This is a genomic window from Ruegeria sp. BC6, from assembly GCF_056539185.1.
This window is the reverse complement of record NZ_JBQFUM010000008.1, coordinates 1-13,651: the sequence shown is the minus strand read 5'-3', so window position 1 is coordinate 13,651 and position 13,651 is coordinate 1. Positions and strand designations below refer to the sequence as shown.

At 61.2% G+C, this 13,651-nt stretch carries 15 protein-coding genes and 1 pseudogene; 7 read left to right on the top strand and 9 right to left on the bottom strand.

Translation table 11 applies throughout. From position 1 onward, the window contains the following. Window positions 1-16: 16 nt before the first annotated feature. Together ACR0MM_RS17850 and regB are read right to left on the bottom strand one after the other, a co-directional pair. Window positions 17-1,525, bottom strand: a complete 1,509-nt coding sequence (locus ACR0MM_RS17850; RefSeq protein WP_480697687.1) for a PAS-domain containing protein — start codon at window positions 1,523-1,525, stop codon at window positions 17-19. 66 nt (window positions 1,526-1,591) lie between these two features. Next, entirely contained in the window at window positions 1,592-2,989 is a 1,398-nt protein-coding gene (regB, locus tag ACR0MM_RS17845; protein ID WP_093963869.1) for a sensor histidine kinase RegB, read from the bottom strand. Window positions 2,990-3,079: 90 nt separating this feature from the next. Here regB and ACR0MM_RS17840 point away from each other — a divergent pair, with 90 nt between their 5' ends. Together ACR0MM_RS17840 and ACR0MM_RS17835 are read left to right on the top strand one after the other, a co-directional pair. Further along, window positions 3,080-3,706: an SCO family protein gene (locus ACR0MM_RS17840; RefSeq protein WP_480697685.1), complete on the top strand. Its 627-nt coding sequence runs from the start codon at window positions 3,080-3,082 to the stop codon at window positions 3,704-3,706. An 80-nt stretch (window positions 3,707-3,786) separates the two neighbouring features. After that, window positions 3,787-4,341, top strand: a complete 555-nt coding sequence (locus ACR0MM_RS17835) for an ActR/PrrA/RegA family redox response regulator transcription factor (protein ID WP_093963867.1) — start codon at window positions 3,787-3,789, stop codon at window positions 4,339-4,341. Window positions 4,342-4,391: 50 nt separating this feature from the next. Here ACR0MM_RS17835 and ACR0MM_RS17830 read toward each other — a convergent pair whose 3' ends face one another. Together ACR0MM_RS17830 and ACR0MM_RS17825 are read right to left on the bottom strand one after the other, a co-directional pair. Next, the gene (locus ACR0MM_RS17830; RefSeq protein ID WP_480697683.1) at window positions 4,392-5,531 is read right to left on the bottom strand and encodes an alpha/beta hydrolase; all 1,140 of its coding nucleotides are present in this window, start codon (window positions 5,529-5,531) and stop codon (window positions 4,392-4,394) included. A 228-nt stretch (window positions 5,532-5,759) separates the two neighbouring features. Then, a complete protein-coding gene (locus tag ACR0MM_RS17825; RefSeq protein ID WP_170361062.1) occupies window positions 5,760-6,353 on the bottom strand; it encodes an HD domain-containing protein in 594 nt (197 codons plus the stop codon). Between the two features lie 204 nt (window positions 6,354-6,557). Here ACR0MM_RS17825 and ACR0MM_RS17820 point away from each other — a divergent pair, with 204 nt between their 5' ends. Beyond that, on the top strand, window positions 6,558-6,872 hold the full coding sequence (locus ACR0MM_RS17820; protein ID WP_170443817.1) for a hypothetical protein: 315 nt from the start codon (window positions 6,558-6,560) through the stop codon (window positions 6,870-6,872). Window positions 6,873-6,971: 99 nt separating this feature from the next. Then, window positions 6,972-8,360: an adenosylhomocysteinase gene (gene ahcY / locus ACR0MM_RS17815; RefSeq protein ID WP_170340635.1), complete on the top strand. Its 1,389-nt coding sequence runs from the start codon at window positions 6,972-6,974 to the stop codon at window positions 8,358-8,360. Window positions 8,361-8,414: 54 nt separating this feature from the next. Here ahcY and ACR0MM_RS17810 read toward each other — a convergent pair whose 3' ends face one another. Continuing rightward, window positions 8,415-9,062 carry a DUF899 family protein gene (locus ACR0MM_RS17810; RefSeq protein WP_480697681.1) on the bottom strand — a complete coding sequence of 216 codons (648 nt, stop codon included), beginning with the start codon at window positions 9,060-9,062 and terminating at the stop codon, window positions 8,415-8,417. 188 nt (window positions 9,063-9,250) lie between these two features. Here ACR0MM_RS17810 and ACR0MM_RS17805 point away from each other — a divergent pair, with 188 nt between their 5' ends. After that, entirely contained in the window at window positions 9,251-9,592 is a 342-nt protein-coding gene (locus tag ACR0MM_RS17805) for a DUF2853 family protein (protein WP_093963863.1), read from the top strand. A 218-nt stretch (window positions 9,593-9,810) separates the two neighbouring features. Here the strand turns inward: ACR0MM_RS17805 and ACR0MM_RS17800 are convergent, their stop codons facing one another. Genes ACR0MM_RS17800 through tsaD form a run of 4 tightly spaced genes read right to left on the bottom strand, consistent with a single transcriptional unit; the run spans window position 9,811 to window position 12,560 of the window. Further along, entirely contained in the window at window positions 9,811-10,233 is a 423-nt protein-coding gene (locus tag ACR0MM_RS17800; RefSeq protein ID WP_170438868.1) for an EVE domain-containing protein, read from the bottom strand. After that, window positions 10,233-10,502 (bottom strand): YciI family protein, encoded by a 270-nt coding sequence (locus ACR0MM_RS17795; protein ID WP_170364310.1) that lies wholly within the window; start codon window positions 10,500-10,502, stop codon window positions 10,233-10,235. The genes ACR0MM_RS17800 and ACR0MM_RS17795 overlap by 1 nt, the downstream gene beginning before the upstream one ends. A 1-nt stretch (window position 10,503) precedes the next feature. After that, on the bottom strand, window positions 10,504-11,466 hold the full coding sequence (locus ACR0MM_RS17790; protein WP_480697678.1) for an NAD(P)H-dependent glycerol-3-phosphate dehydrogenase: 963 nt from the start codon (window positions 11,464-11,466) through the stop codon (window positions 10,504-10,506). After that, window positions 11,463-12,560: a tRNA (adenosine(37)-N6)-threonylcarbamoyltransferase complex transferase subunit TsaD gene (gene tsaD, locus ACR0MM_RS17785; protein WP_480697676.1), complete on the bottom strand. Its 1,098-nt coding sequence runs from the start codon at window positions 12,558-12,560 to the stop codon at window positions 11,463-11,465. The genes ACR0MM_RS17790 and tsaD overlap by 4 nt, the downstream gene beginning before the upstream one ends. Before the next feature lie 97 nt (window positions 12,561-12,657). On the opposite strand from tsaD, the gene ACR0MM_RS17780 reads away from it, so the two are divergent. Then, on the top strand, window positions 12,658-13,371 hold the full coding sequence (locus ACR0MM_RS17780; RefSeq protein WP_480697674.1) for a uroporphyrinogen-III synthase: 714 nt from the start codon (window positions 12,658-12,660) through the stop codon (window positions 13,369-13,371). A 53-nt stretch (window positions 13,372-13,424) separates the two neighbouring features. Then, window positions 13,425-13,651: pseudogene (locus ACR0MM_RS17775) on the top strand (hypothetical protein); the annotation flags it as partial.

Here is a 13,651-nt window from a genome sequence, read left to right as displayed (position 1 = left end):
CCCTCTGCAACCCGGTTCAGGCGGTGATCTGCAACATATCCGGCGTTTCTCCAAGCGCGTGTTCGATCGTGAACCGGACGATGGTTGCGCCGTTCTGGATTGGGCTGACCGTGCACAAGAGCCGGGTGCCGTCGCGCTTGTACAGATCCGAGCTCCACTCGACCCGGTTGTTGCGCATTTCCACGAAGTCCCGAATGTCACCCAGAATTGGATTGGCCTGACATTGCGACTGCCACTGGCGTGTGACGTCCAGAACCGTGACTGGTTCAAAGCCGACCTCGTCCGAGTCTCCCCACAGCAGTTGGTAGGCGTAGTTGGTGAAGGCCAGCGTCCCGTCATCGGCAAACACGGCGACGGCATCCGCGAGCTTGTCGAGGATTGACTGCATAAGGTCCATCTCGGATCGGAACCGGCGGGTCAGGGTGATCTCGGCCGTAATGTCCTCAAACAGAAAGGCGACGGCGCCGTCGGGATGGGGGCGACCGCTGACCGAATAGACTGAGCCCGACGGCAGTGACCAGGTTTCCTGATAATTTCCGTCCTCGGCCGCTTCCAGAAGATCGTTCATCTGCCGGCGCCAACTGCGGTAGTTCTTGGGTTCGGGCATCATGTGCTGATCCCGAAGGCGGTCAAAGAAGCTTGAGATATTCGGCCGGCAACTCAGAAAATCGGGCGGCAAAGCGGTCAGGTCGATCAGGGCAGGGTTGAACAGTGCCAACTGGCGGTTTCGATCAAAGATTGCCAGGCCGATCGACAGCTGCGCGAAGGTTTTCGTCATTGTCTGGACGAACTTGCGCTGGGCGGTCTCGGCCTCGACAATGGCGTTTACGTCGACCGCGTAATGCAGGTGACCTTCGTCCAGTTCCACAAGCGTCAGATCGAACCACAGCTTGTTGCTGCTATCCTTCACCGGAATTGAGACGCGGGTCTTCTTGCCGGGCCGCGCTTCTTCGGTCAGTTCAGGGAACATGGGTTGGGTCAGATCCGTGTCCTGCCCACGCGCCTTGCGGGCCAGTGCAACATAGGCGGCGTTGCACCATCTTATCTTGTTGGCATGATCCAGAAGCCATACTGGGTAGGGCGCGCGGTCCATGGCGAGGCGGATCGGATCGTTCGGATCCCTCCTTGTCGGTTCGGTGATGCCGGTCAGATCACGCAACTGCACCCGGACGATGCCGTCGATCCATTCACACCGAACCTCGCGCTCGACCGTACAATCTATCGCCGAAACCACGATATTGCCTTGCTGGCGGACGGTTTCGTAAGTCTCGGGGAAGGCCGGAAAGTCGCGCTGCAACAGGCGCCTGAGATCATCCCAGTCATTCACCGCCTCGAACCCGGACAGGGCGATGTCGGAGTGGCTGATCAGGCGGCTTCCGTTGAACAAAAACACCGCATCCAACAACGAAGCCGGCGCAGACAAACCAAAATTGTCACCGCGCCGCGGACGGCGCGGCATGAGCCACTGCAGGGCAAAGCCCGACGAAACCAGGCTGATCGCCGCAAGTATGATCCAGTCGGCCACAGTGCCGCCTACCCCAAAAACAAACCGGACCCGACTTTGCGCTTAAATAGTTAACGGTGTCTTAACTCAGACCTGGAACCGTTCGTTCACGCCCGACGGCACCGGGTTGTCGCCTGTCTGCGCATCGATCAGCTTGCGCGGCCATGTCACCAGCACGATCGCGCCGCGTCGCTCGGCCTGGTCCGTCACCGCCTGGTAAGGGTCTGACCCATTTGCAAATTTCAGTTCGGCGCCGCTGCGCTCCAAGAGCGTTTTTGCGATGAATAGGCCCAACCCCATACCCTCGTATTCGGGGCGTGTGCGCAGATCGCTTTCGGCGCGTCTGCGGCGCATGAACGGGTCACCGATACGGCCGATGATGTGTGACGGATAACCACGCCCGTCATCCATGATGCTGACGGTGATCCGGTCCGGCGTCCATTCGGCCTCGACCCAGACTTGTGCGCGGGCAAAGTCCACGGCGTTCTGGATCAGGTTTCGCAGGCCATGAATGATCTCGGGCTTGCGCAGGATCGAGGGCTGCTGGACATCCCCGTCAGGCCCCGGGCCTTCGTCAAAATGTACCTGTTTGCCCCTGTGTATATGGGGCTCGGCCGCCTCGTGGATCACGGCGGACAAAGGTGCCTGGCGCAGGTGCAGGTCATCTTTGCCGGCCCGACCCATGTCGCGCAGGATGTCGCGGCATCGGTCGGCCTGTTCGCGGATCAGGGCGGCGTCTTCTTTCAGGTCCGGGCGGTCGTCCAATTCTTCGATCAGTTCCGAGCTGGTCAGCTTGATCGTGGCCAGTGGGGTCCCCAACTCGTGCGCGGCGGCGGCGACAACGCCGCCGAGGTCGGTCAGCTTCTGCTCGCGCGCCAGGGCCATATGGGTGGCGGCCAGCGCCTCGGACATCGACTGAACTTCGGCGCTGATGCGGTGCGAATAGGCGCCGATGAATACGATCGCGATCACGATGGCGGCCCAGTTGCCGAACAGCAGGATGTCGGGGATGTCCAGAACAAGGCCGAGATCGGTGCGCAGCGGCAGGTGAAACTGGGCCAGAAGCGTCGCCAACACGATTGCGGCGCCCCCGATGATCAGGGTCGACCGGGTGCTCATGACGTTGGCCGCAATCGTCACGGGGCCCAGCAAAAGCAGGGCAAACGGGTTGTTCAGACCGCCTGTGAGATACAGCAGGAAAGCCAGCTGCAGCAGGTCGAACATCACCATGAGGAAGTTTTCGAATTCCGACAGGCGCTTGTTCTGCGGGAACAGCAGGATGGCGGTCAGGTTGCCCATGACCGAAACACCGATAGCAAGGTAGCACAGCCCAAGCTCCAGCTGGACGTGATAGGTCTGCTGGGCAACGGTGATGGCCGTGATCTGGCCGATGATTGCGACCCACCGCAGCAGGATCAACGTGCGCAGCCGGATCCAGCTGCTGCGTTCCTGTCCGCGCCAGAGGCTGGTGTTGGAATCCGTCATCGGGCGATTATGTCCTGTTGCGTTCGCTGGTCAACTTGATAGGTGTCCCGGCCGAACCGATCAACAACCCCATGTGTCAGGAATTTCGCCATGACCCGCCTTTATGCCGTTCTTGCAACCGTCGTGCTGGCCGTGGGCCTGGGCGCCATGTGGCTGATGACGCGCGGCGGCGGTTCGGACGACAAGTTTGCGCAGTGCCGGTCCAGCCAGATTGCAGGCGGCACCGCAACCATCGGCGGCCCGTTCGAGTTGATCAACTCCAAGGGTGAAACCGTGACCGACAAGGACGTGATCACCGAGCCCTCGCTGATCTATTTCGGTTACACCTTCTGCCCCGACGTCTGTCCGCTGGACACCACCCGCAATGTCGAGGCCGTCGACCTGCTGACCGAGCGCGGTTATTCGGTCACTCCGATCTTCATCTCGGTGGACCCGGACCGGGACACCCCCGACGTCGTGGGGGATTTTGCCTACAACCTGCATGAAAAGATGATTGGCCTCACCGGTACGCCGGAACAGGTCAAGGCCGCGAGCCAGGCCTACAAGACCTATTACAAGGCCCAGGACAAGAGCGACGAGTACTACCTCGTCGACCATTCGACATTTACCTACCTCGTCACGCCGCAGGATGGGTTCCTCGAGTTTTTCAAACGCGACGCGACGGCCGAGCAGATGGCCGACACCGTTGCCTGTTTTGTGGACCAGGCGGCAGAGTAACCGTCGGTTTGACCTTTGGTGTGGCGCTGCTATTACTCATCTCAAAGCCTATCGGCATGAAATAGCAGAAAGACCACACCATGGCAGACAGTGCCCAGCTTGACATCGGCCCCGACAAATCCCTGCTTCTGGTGGATGATGACGAGCCGTTCCTGAGACGTCTCGCCAGGGCGATGGAAAAGCGCGGGTTCGAGGTGGAAACCGCCGGATCCGTCGCCGCCGGCCGCGCGATCGCCACCGCCCGCCCGCCCGCCTTTGCCGTGGTGGACCTGCGGCTCGAGGACGGCAACGGGCTGGACGTGGTCGAGGTGCTGCGGGAAAAGCGCCCCGACAGCCGGGTCGTGGTTCTGACCGGATACGGTGCAATTGCGACTGCCGTGGCGGCGGTGAAAATCGGCGCCACCGACTATCTGTCGAAACCTGCCGACGCCACCGACATCACCAACGCGCTGCTGGCCAAGGGCGACGAACTGCCCCCGCCCCCCGAAAACCCCATGAGCGCCGACCGCGTGCGGTGGGAGCACATCCAGCGGGTTTACGAGCTGTGTGACCGAAACGTCTCGGAAACAGCGCGGCGTCTGAACATGCACCGCCGGACCTTGCAGCGGATTCTGGCGAAACGCAGCCCGCGGTAGCTTTTTGCCGATCGGCACTATTCTGGCAACAGGCTTGGGAAATCAAGAAATTAAGGTTCGCCTACAACTTCCACTGAACCTTCGCCAATAAGGTCCTGAAGTTCTGTTGTAGAACGCCTGCCGGTCCGTCCGCTCGTGCGGATTGCTTCACCAGCAATTCGAACAACCTCAGGGGACGAAGCAAATTTCGAGTGACTTGTGCTTTGAGAGTCCTGTACTTGGCTGAGATCAATAACGGTGACTCCTGACCTTGCGAGTTCGGCGGCATCGGCTGCGCCAACACGGTCGACTCCGCCAGAAATGAACTTCGAAAAACTCAAGGCTCCGTCGTCCGAGGATACGAGAACAAAGATTTTCTGATTGTCGTGGGTGATAGTTGAGAGCTGGCTTTCGAATACCGCCAAATCGATATCGGGTGCTGCCAGAATTATGTTTCGAATTTTTTTGTTGGGATTAAACTCGCCAGCAATTTCGGCTTGTGAGATGGCTTCCATCGTAAGGAACGCTCCCATCGAAAACGCGAGTATGTCAAATTGTTGAGCCTGTGATCGCGAAATGATCTCACCGGCGTTCAAAAAGTCTGATCTGGCAGCGAGGGCGCTGTTGATATCGTAGACGTATTTCAGAGTCTCTGCAGCAGACGCCCATGACATCAATACGGGGATCCCGTCATACTCGGTATCCTCGACAAACTGTGCCAATCTAAGGATGGCATCGCTCAGGGTCGTGTTGTAGCCGTGCACAAAGACCAGAACGTTTCTGTCGGAAACGCTGAGGTTCAGTAATTGATTGTCCATTTCAGAAACAAAGGCGGCTTCCGAAACATAGACTTTTGGTTCAACTATGGTGAAGTGCTTTGAGGCAATAGGTGGCAGAGAGCTGGCTCTTTCAATTTTCCCTGCTTTGTGAATTGGCGGGATGGTGACGACTACTGAAGCCAAGCCCAAACCCTCACCGCGGTCACCGGAAAAGAAGACCCCTTCTGCACCGGACGCTTGACGCGTCGTGGCAATGAAGACTGTTTGGCGCTTGGCCTCTTTTACCTCAGATGCAGGAAGTCTTGGATTATCGATCCCTACCAATTCCGGCGGGCGGCCGCATGAAGCCGCTCCCAGCAACATCATCGTGGATAAACACAGAAGCCGGAATGCGCGCGGTAGATCCGAAGTTCCAATTCTGAGGCGTTTCATACAACGACGATCACTCGGCTCGGTTGCGCCTCATTAGACTGACGGTGTCGTTCTTCTGTCAACCGGCGAACGCTGGAGCCGCTTTTTTTGGCTCAAACAGTGTCTTCTCTGCGGAACGATATTGAGTAAATGAGGCCGTTCTTCGGAGTTTAGTCACACGGACTGCGTGGGCGCCGCAAAGGCAAATATGCGGCTGGGGGCAAGCAAGATTCCGTTACCATTCGAGTTTCATAGCTCCGCCAACAGCTCCGCGTGCCGCGCCGTATATGCCTGCCGAACCTCAACCGGTGGCCTGAGTGTGATCTGCAACCTCTCCATCACCGCCGCGTCCGGTCGGCCAAAGAACTTGGTTGCCTCGGCCTCGGAAAACCCCGCGATCTGGGTAGCCTCCATCCACGCGCTGATTTTGTCGGCTTTCTTGATCTGACGTTTCACCGTTTTCGGCACCGCGGCGGGCAGGCCGAAGCGGATGTGGATTGCCGCCGCCAGCCGGTCGTCCAGCGCGCCGTAACCCGGGCCGACCGCGGCCTTCACCGGCGAGATCATGTCGCCGATCACATATTCCGGCGCATCGTGCAGCAGCGCCGCCAGCCGCCATTTCACCGGCGCCTTGGGGGCGATCCGGCCGAACAGCTCTTCGACCAGCAGGGAATGCTCGGCCACGGAATAGGCGAAATCACCCGCCGTCTGGCCGTTCCAGCGCGCCACGAAAGCCAGACCATGGGCGATATCCTCGATCTCGATATCCACCGGTGTCGGGTCCAGCAGGTCCAGCCTGCGGCCCGACAGCATCCGTTGCCATGCCCTGGGTTGTGTTGCCATTCTGCCATGCCCCATCTTGTCCACCGTGCCCGAGACCCGGTTTTATGCTATGCTTAAGCCATCCTGATCACTGGCTGCCAACAATTTCTTGAGCAATCGTGCTTTGAACCGGCACCTTGTGATCACGACATGAAGACTGAGGGGGGCACGCGCTCCTCCCAGTGTGCCCCTCTCGGATTGAAACCCAACCGAAAGGAGCCTGTCATGTTCAAGCGTGTATTCGGACTGGCACTTGTCTTTGGAATGGCTGCGGCCGCGCCGCCTGCATTGGCACAGAACTGCGCCTTGCGCGGAGATGTGATCGCCAAACTGCAGCAAACCTATTCAGAGGAGCTTGCCTTTGGCGGCTTGCAGAACTCGCGAGGCGGACAAATGGTCATGGAGGTATGGGCGTCACGCGAAAGCGGGACCTATACCGTTCTGGTGACCCACGCCAACGGCATCAGCTGCATTGTCGCCGCCGGCACCGATTTCTTTGAAGCGATCCCAAAGATTCAAGCCGAGGGGACGCCCAGTTGAACTGAGCGCCGCTCGCGGTCCACTGCCACCCACATTGCCACTTTTCCCCAACGGTGTTAGGGGCTGCCCAAACCGTTGTTGATCGGAATGGAGCATCTGATGGCTGGCGACTACATCGTCAAAGACATTTCACTGGCCGGGTTCGGCCGCAAGGAACTGGATATCGCTGAAACCGAAATGCCGGGCCTGATGGCTCTGCGCGCGGAATACGGCGACAGCAAGCCGCTGAAAGGGGCGCGCATCGTCGGGTCGTTGCACATGACGATCCAGACCGCCGTGCTGATCGAAACGCTGGTCGCGCTGGGCGCGGACGTGCGCTGGGCGTCGTGCAACATATTTTCGACCCAGGACCACGCGGCGGCGGCCATCGCCGAGGCGGGCATTCCGGTCTTTGCCATCAAGGGCCAGACTCTGGAAGAGCATTGGGACTATCTCGACAAGTCTTTCCTGTTCGAAGACGGTCCGAACATGATCCTGGATGATGGCGGCGACGCCACGCTGTACATCCTGCTGGGCGCGCGCGCCGAAGCGGGTGAGGACATCATTCCCGTCCCGTCCTCGGAAGAGGAAGAAGTCATCAAGGCGCAGATCAAGAAGCGGATGGCCGCCAGCCCGGGTTGGTTCACCAAGGTACGCGATCAGATCAAGGGCGTGTCCGAGGAAACCACCACCGGCGTCAACCGTCTGTACCAGCTGGTCAAGGACGGCCACCTGCCGTTCCCGGCGATCAACGTGAATGACAGCGTTACCAAGTCGAAATTCGACAACAAGTACGGCTGCAAGGAATCGCTGGTCGACGGTATCCGCCGCGCCACTGACACGATGATGGCCGGCAAGGTTGCCGTGGTCTGCGGTTATGGCGACGTGGGCAAGGGCTCGGCCGCCTCGCTGCGCGGCGCGGGCGCCCGCGTGAAGGTGACCGAGGTCGACCCGATCTGCGCCCTGCAGGCCGCCATGGATGGGTTCGAGGTGGTTCTGCTGGAAGACGTGGTTTCGACCGCCGACATCTTCATCACCACCACCGGCAACAAGGACGTGATCCGCATCGAGCACATGCGCGAGATGAAGGACATGGCCATCGTCGGAAATATCGGCCATTTCGACAACGAGATTCAGGTGGCCAGCCTAAAAAACCACAAATGGACCAACATCAAGGACCAGGTGGATATGATCGAGATGCCTTCGGGCAACCGCATCATCCTGCTGTCCGAAGGCCGTCTGTTGAACCTCGGCAATGCCACCGGACACCCGTCCTTCGTGATGTCGGCCTCGTTCACCAATCAGGTTCTGGCCCAGATCGAACTGTTCACCAAAGGCGACCAGTACGAGAACAAGGTCTATATCCTGCCCAAGCACTTGGACGAGAAGGTCGCACGCCTGCACCTGGATCGGATCGGCGTCAAGCTGACCAAGCTGGACAAGGAACAGGCGGATTACATCGGTGTCACGCCCGAAGGCCCGTTCAAGCCCGAGCATTACCGGTATTGATCCGTCAGAAATACGCGGAGAAGGCGGCCATCTGGGCCGCCTTTTTTGTTGCGCTCAGCGGAGCGGCGGCACGAAATCGCCGCGCCCCTGCGGCGTCAGGTCCAGAATGTTCCATAGGGGCCAGGCAGCATCGACATGGCGTGGATGCCAGTCGCTGGGCTGAAAGAACAGCTCGGAGCTCCAGAAATGGTGGATTCCCTGCGCATCGCGTTGAAACACGTTCAGAATCGGCAACTGGTTTCCGTCCTCGGTCTCGGCCAGATAGTCTTGCTGGTACGTCGTTTCCAACGCGGAATACAGCGGCAGATCCTGCCAGCCCATGCGCTGGCTCAGCGCAGCCAAGGCATCCGGTGTATTCTGCGCCACGACCGCAAAGGCGGTTTTTCGGGTCAGATGTGCGACCTGTCCGGTCAGCCCGTCCAGAAAGGCCGAGCACATGGGGCAGGGGTCCTTCGCTTTGGGGCCAAACATCAGCGAATACACGACCAGAGTGTCATGATCACCGAACAGGCTTGAAATCGGGGCAATTTTGCCGCCGAGGTCCCGAAAGGCATAATCCTGCGGAATTTGGCCGCCCTTGGGCAAGGTCCGGCGCAGCGCGGCCACTTCCTCGACCCGCGCACGCAGATCGGCTTCGGCGGCCAACAGGGCATTTCGGGCGGTTCGGTACTCGGCGCTTTCGTTCGGTAGGGCGATGGTCATGGCAGTCTCCGCGACTCAATGATTAACTAAAATGTTAAATAAAAGTGAAACAATGATCAACCCGCGGGTGCGCGTATCCCTGCCTTGGGGGGAAACCGTCGGATTTTTCCCTTTGTTGAAAAGCTGTCAGCCGTTACCGTTCAGCCAGCGCCGCAAAGGCCGGAACCCAACCCACACAGGAGAGGACAATGGGAAAACGTGACGAGTTGATCGCCAAATACGCGGATGATCTGAAGAACAAATGCGGTGTGACGCCGGACATGGACCTGCTGACCAAGGTTACCATTGGATGCGGCCCGGCCATCTATGACGCGGATGCCGCGACCGTCGCCGCCAGCCAGGAAGGTGAGCTGGAGACCGTCAAGAACAACTTTCTGATCAAGAAACTGGGCCTGTCGGATGGTCCCGAGCTGATGGCAGCGATCAACAAGGTCATGGAGACCTATGGCATGTCCGAGCGCAACAAATACCGCGCGGTGGTCTATTACATGCTGACCAAGCATTTCGGCAAAGAGTCTGTCTACGGCTGATCGCGCCGCGACATTCGGAAACGCCCGCCCGACTGGTTCGGCGGGCGTTTTGCATTTGAATCATAATCTATTGATTTCATGTTTGAAAAACCGCTGCGCCTTGGGCTACATTCAACCCGTGACCAGGACGGTCAGAACCAGAGATTTCTTTGCGTGTGGTGAGTAGGGAGCACGCGGGGTAGGGAAGGTTCTGCATCGTCAGGGCCTTCCCTTTTTTCTCAATCCGTCAGGGCCTGGCCCAATTCGCAGATCACCGCCCATTCGGCATCCGAGACGGGCTGAACCGACAGGCGCGAGTTCTTGACCAGCACCATATCGGCCAGCCGTGGATCGGCCTTGATCTGGTCCAGCGTGACCGGTTTGGCGAAGGGGCGCACCGCCTTGATGTCCACGCATTCCCACCGGTCGTCGTCGGTGGTGCTGTCGGGGTGGGCCTCGGCGCAAACCTCGACGATGCCGACGATCGCCTTGTCCTTCTGCGAATGATAGAAAAACCCCCGGTCGCCCAGCTTCATCTGCCGCATGAAATTGCGAGCCTGATAGTTGCGCACCCCGTCCCATTCCTCGCCCGCGTCGCCCTTGGCGACCTGCTGGTCCCAGCTCCAGGTCGAGGGTTCGGATTTGAACAGCCAATACGCCATCAGCCGATGACCTTCTTCCACGGGATCAGTTCGACCGACTTGAACAGACCGGCCTTGGCATAGGGGTCGTTGTCGGCCCAGGCCTGTGCGGCGGCCAGGTCCTCGACATCCAGGATGACCAGCGACCCGATCATGGCATCGCCATCCAGCAGCGGCCCGGCCTGTGCGACTACGCCTGTTTCTTCGATATAGGCCAGGTGCGCGGCGCGATTGTCCAGCCGGGTCTGCAGGGCGCCGTCCTTGTCGCGGGCGATCAGGGCGATAAGCATGTCATTCCTCCTTGAGTGGGCGATTGAGCAGGGATTGCAGGGCCTCGGCGACACTGTAGGCGCCACGGCTGAGCTGCGCCACCGTCTGGCAGATGGGCATGTCCAGCCCTTCGGCCGACGCGATGGCGGCCATGGCATTTGCCGTGGCCACGCCTTCGACGGTGGTCGCGGCGTCAAAGGACTCGTTGCGGCCCAGCGACAGGCCGAACCGGAAGTTGCGCGACAGCTCGGACGAGCAAGTCAGAACCAGATCGCCCAAACCCGACAGGCCCATCAGGGTCTCGGGCCGGGCACCGCGCATTGCGGCAAAGCGTTGCATCTCGGCAAAGCCGCGCGTCATCAGGGCCGCGCGGGCGCTGTCCCCCAGACCGGCGCCGATGCAGGCCCCGCAGGCGTTGGCCATCACGTTCTTCAGCGCCCCGCCCAACTCGGCCCCGGTCACGTCGGTGGTCCGGTAGAGCCGCAGGTTGGCGGTGGTCAGCGCCTGTTGCAACCGGGCGCCGAGCTTTGCGTCGCCGCAGGCCAGGGTCAGCGCCGTGGGCAACCCGCGCGCGATGTCATCGGCAAAGCTGGGCCCGGTCAGCAATGCAGTGCGGGCGCTGGGCAGCACCTGTTCGATCACGGCAATCGGACCGAGGCCGGTGGATAGCTCGATACCCTTGCAACAGGCCACAAGGGTGCGACCCTGCAAGTCCGCCGCATGGTCCGACAGGACATCGCGCAGCTTTTGCATGGGCACAGCCAACAACACCACGTCGCTCTGACAGGCCAGCATGATTTCAGCGGTCACCGTGATGGCGTCGGGCAGGGTGACACCCGGAAGGCGGGCATTATTGCGGCGGGTCGCCTGCATCGTCTGCGCCCGTTCGCCCGACCGGGCCCACAAGGTGACCGGACCCTTGCCCGCCAGTGAGATCGCCAGCGCGGTTCCGAAGGCGCCCGACCCAAGGACCGAGACGCTCATGCCTTGGCCCCCTTGCGCCCGCCGCCCAGCATGGCCGGGCTAGTCTGGTCCAGCGGCCAGCGGGGACGGGCGGTCAGGTCCAGCCCGTCACGCGCGCCCAGCCGGAATCGTTCCAATCCCGCATAGGCGATCATCGCCGCATTGTCGGTGCACAGGTGCAGCGGAGGGGCGGTAAACCGCGCGCCGACATCCGCGGAAACAGACTCTAACGCAGACCGAATGGCTGTGTTGGCCGCAACGCCCCCGGCCACGGTGATGACCGGCTCGGCCGGGTTGGTTTCAAGATACAGGGCGATGGCGCGGCGGGTCTTTTCGGCCAGCGTATCCACAACCGCCTGCTGGAACCCGGCGCACAGATCGGCGCGGTCCTGACGCGTCAGCCCGCCTTTTTCGGCCACGATATGGTCGCGCATCCGCATCAAGGCGGTCTTGAGCCCGGAAAAGGACAGATCGCATCCGGGCCGATCCAGCAGTGGTCGCGGAAAGCGAAAGCGTTTGGGGTCGCCATCGCGCGCCTCGGCCTCGACCGAGGGGCCGCCGGGTTGAGGCAGGCCCAACAGGCGCGCGGTCTTGTCGAAGGCCTCGCCCGGGGCGTCGTCGATGGTGCCGCCCAGCCGGGTAAACCGCTCGGGGCCGTGGGCGATCAGGTATTGGCAGTGCCCCCCGGATACCAGCAGCATCAGGTAGGGAAAGGCGATCCCGTCCGTCAGGCGCGGGGTCAGCGCGTGGCCGGCCAGGTGGTTGACGCCGATCAGCGGCAGACCGGTGGCCGCGCTGATCCCCTTGGCGCACATCACGCCGGACATGACCCCGCCGATCAGTCCCGGCCCGGCGGTCACGGCCACGGCGTCTATATCCTGCAGAGTCAGGCCCGCCTGCTCCAACGCCTGCTGCACGCAGACATCCAGCTTTTCGGCATGCGCGCGCGCCGCGATCTCGGGCACCACGCCGCCAAAGGCGCTGTGCAGGTCCGTCTGGCCATGCACTACCGAAGACAGAACCTGCACCGGTTCGCCCTCGGTCTGCCGCACCACGGCCGCCGCCGTGTCGTCGCAGCTGCTTTCCAATCCCAGAACGGTAAGTGTTTGCACCATCGGCCTGAACCATTGCATCATGATCTGGTCGCGGGGTATCACCCCGCGCCGCAGCAAACAATCCTCAAGGCCCGAACGCCCGCCCGTGTACCTGTTGATGACCCGCCCCCGCGCCGCCTCGGAAAGGTTCGTGGCGCAGCTGCCCGAACGTTTGCGGTCGCGGGTTCAGGTGGTCTATTCCCCGCTGCTGGATATCCGACCGATGGAACAGGCGGTGGACACGACTGGAATTCGGGGCCTGATCTTCACCTCGGCCAATGGCGTGGCGGCCGCCGCGGCGCAGGATGTGCGCCGGGATCTGCCCGCCTATTGCGTGGGGCCGGCCACCACCGAAACGGCCCGCCAGGCCGGGTGGGAGGCCCGAATGGCCGGCGAAACCGCCGAGGAACTGGTCGCCAAACTGCTCAAAGAGCGCCCGGACAGCTCGCTGCTGCATCTGCGCGGCGAACACAGCCGGGGAAACATCGCGGCCCGGCTGACCGAACTGGGCCTGACCGTGCGGGAACAGCCGGTTTATCGCCAGCAGCTGCTGCCTTTGACGCCCGAGGCCCGGGCGGCTGCGGTTGGTTCGGCCCCGGTGATTGCGCCCTTGTTCTCGCCGCGAACCGCGCGACAATTTGCCGACCTTTGGCCCGGACCGGCGCCGCTTTTGGTCGCCGCGATGAGCGGCCCGACCGCCGAGCCCCTTAAAAACTTGGCGATTGCCCGCTTGCGGATTGCCAAACGCCCGACGCCCAAGAAAATGCGGAAAGCCGTGAAAAAACTCGTTAAATACGCGATCCGGCTTGAGGGTGCGATGGGCGCGGATTAACTTGGTTGCGTCTGCGCGTCAGGTTTTATGGGAATCGACAGGGGGAAGTGACGGTGGCTGCCAAGAAAGACACAGACCAGAAACCGGCCGACGACCCCAAGGTCGATGAGGTGCCCGAAGCGGTCGACGCCAAGACTGACGCCTACACGCTTGACCCGGAAGATCGGGTTGAACAAAGCCCTTCCGAAGCCGAAGCCGAAGCCGAAGCCGAAGCCGAAGCCGAAGCCGAAGCCGAAGCCGAAGCCGAAGCCGAAGCCGAAGCCGAAGCCGAAGCCGAAGC

What these genes read in the sequence shown, in the direction of transcription:
- regB (WP_093963869.1), bottom strand. Translation starts at nt 2,989, where the DNA reads ATGACGGATTCCAACACCAGCCTCTGGCGCGGACAGGAACGCAGCAGC.
- ACR0MM_RS17840 (WP_480697685.1), top strand. Translation starts at nt 3,080, where the DNA reads ATGACCCGCCTTTATGCCGTTCTTGCAACCGTCGTGCTGGCCGTGGGC.
- ACR0MM_RS17835 (WP_093963867.1), top strand. Translation starts at nt 3,787, where the DNA reads ATGGCAGACAGTGCCCAGCTTGACATCGGCCCCGACAAATCCCTGCTT.
- ACR0MM_RS17830 (WP_480697683.1), bottom strand. Translation starts at nt 5,531, where the DNA reads ATGAAACGCCTCAGAATTGGAACTTCGGATCTACCGCGCGCATTCCGG.
- ACR0MM_RS17825 (WP_170361062.1), bottom strand. Translation starts at nt 6,353, where the DNA reads ATGGCAACACAACCCAGGGCATGGCAACGGATGCTGTCGGGCCGCAGG.
- ACR0MM_RS17820 (WP_170443817.1), top strand. Translation starts at nt 6,558, where the DNA reads ATGTTCAAGCGTGTATTCGGACTGGCACTTGTCTTTGGAATGGCTGCG.
- ahcY (WP_170340635.1), top strand. Translation starts at nt 6,972, where the DNA reads ATGGCTGGCGACTACATCGTCAAAGACATTTCACTGGCCGGGTTCGGC.
- ACR0MM_RS17810 (WP_480697681.1), bottom strand. Translation starts at nt 9,062, where the DNA reads ATGACCATCGCCCTACCGAACGAAAGCGCCGAGTACCGAACCGCCCGA.
- ACR0MM_RS17805 (WP_093963863.1), top strand. Translation starts at nt 9,251, where the DNA reads ATGGGAAAACGTGACGAGTTGATCGCCAAATACGCGGATGATCTGAAG.
- ACR0MM_RS17800 (WP_170438868.1), bottom strand. Translation starts at nt 10,233, where the DNA reads ATGGCGTATTGGCTGTTCAAATCCGAACCCTCGACCTGGAGCTGGGAC.
- ACR0MM_RS17795 (WP_170364310.1), bottom strand. Translation starts at nt 10,502, where the DNA reads ATGCTTATCGCCCTGATCGCCCGCGACAAGGACGGCGCCCTGCAGACC.
- ACR0MM_RS17790 (WP_480697678.1), bottom strand. Translation starts at nt 11,466, where the DNA reads ATGAGCGTCTCGGTCCTTGGGTCGGGCGCCTTCGGAACCGCGCTGGCG.
- tsaD (WP_480697676.1), bottom strand. Translation starts at nt 12,560, where the DNA reads ATGGTGCAAACACTTACCGTTCTGGGATTGGAAAGCAGCTGCGACGAC.
- ACR0MM_RS17780 (WP_480697674.1), top strand. Translation starts at nt 12,658, where the DNA reads ATGACCCGCCCCCGCGCCGCCTCGGAAAGGTTCGTGGCGCAGCTGCCC.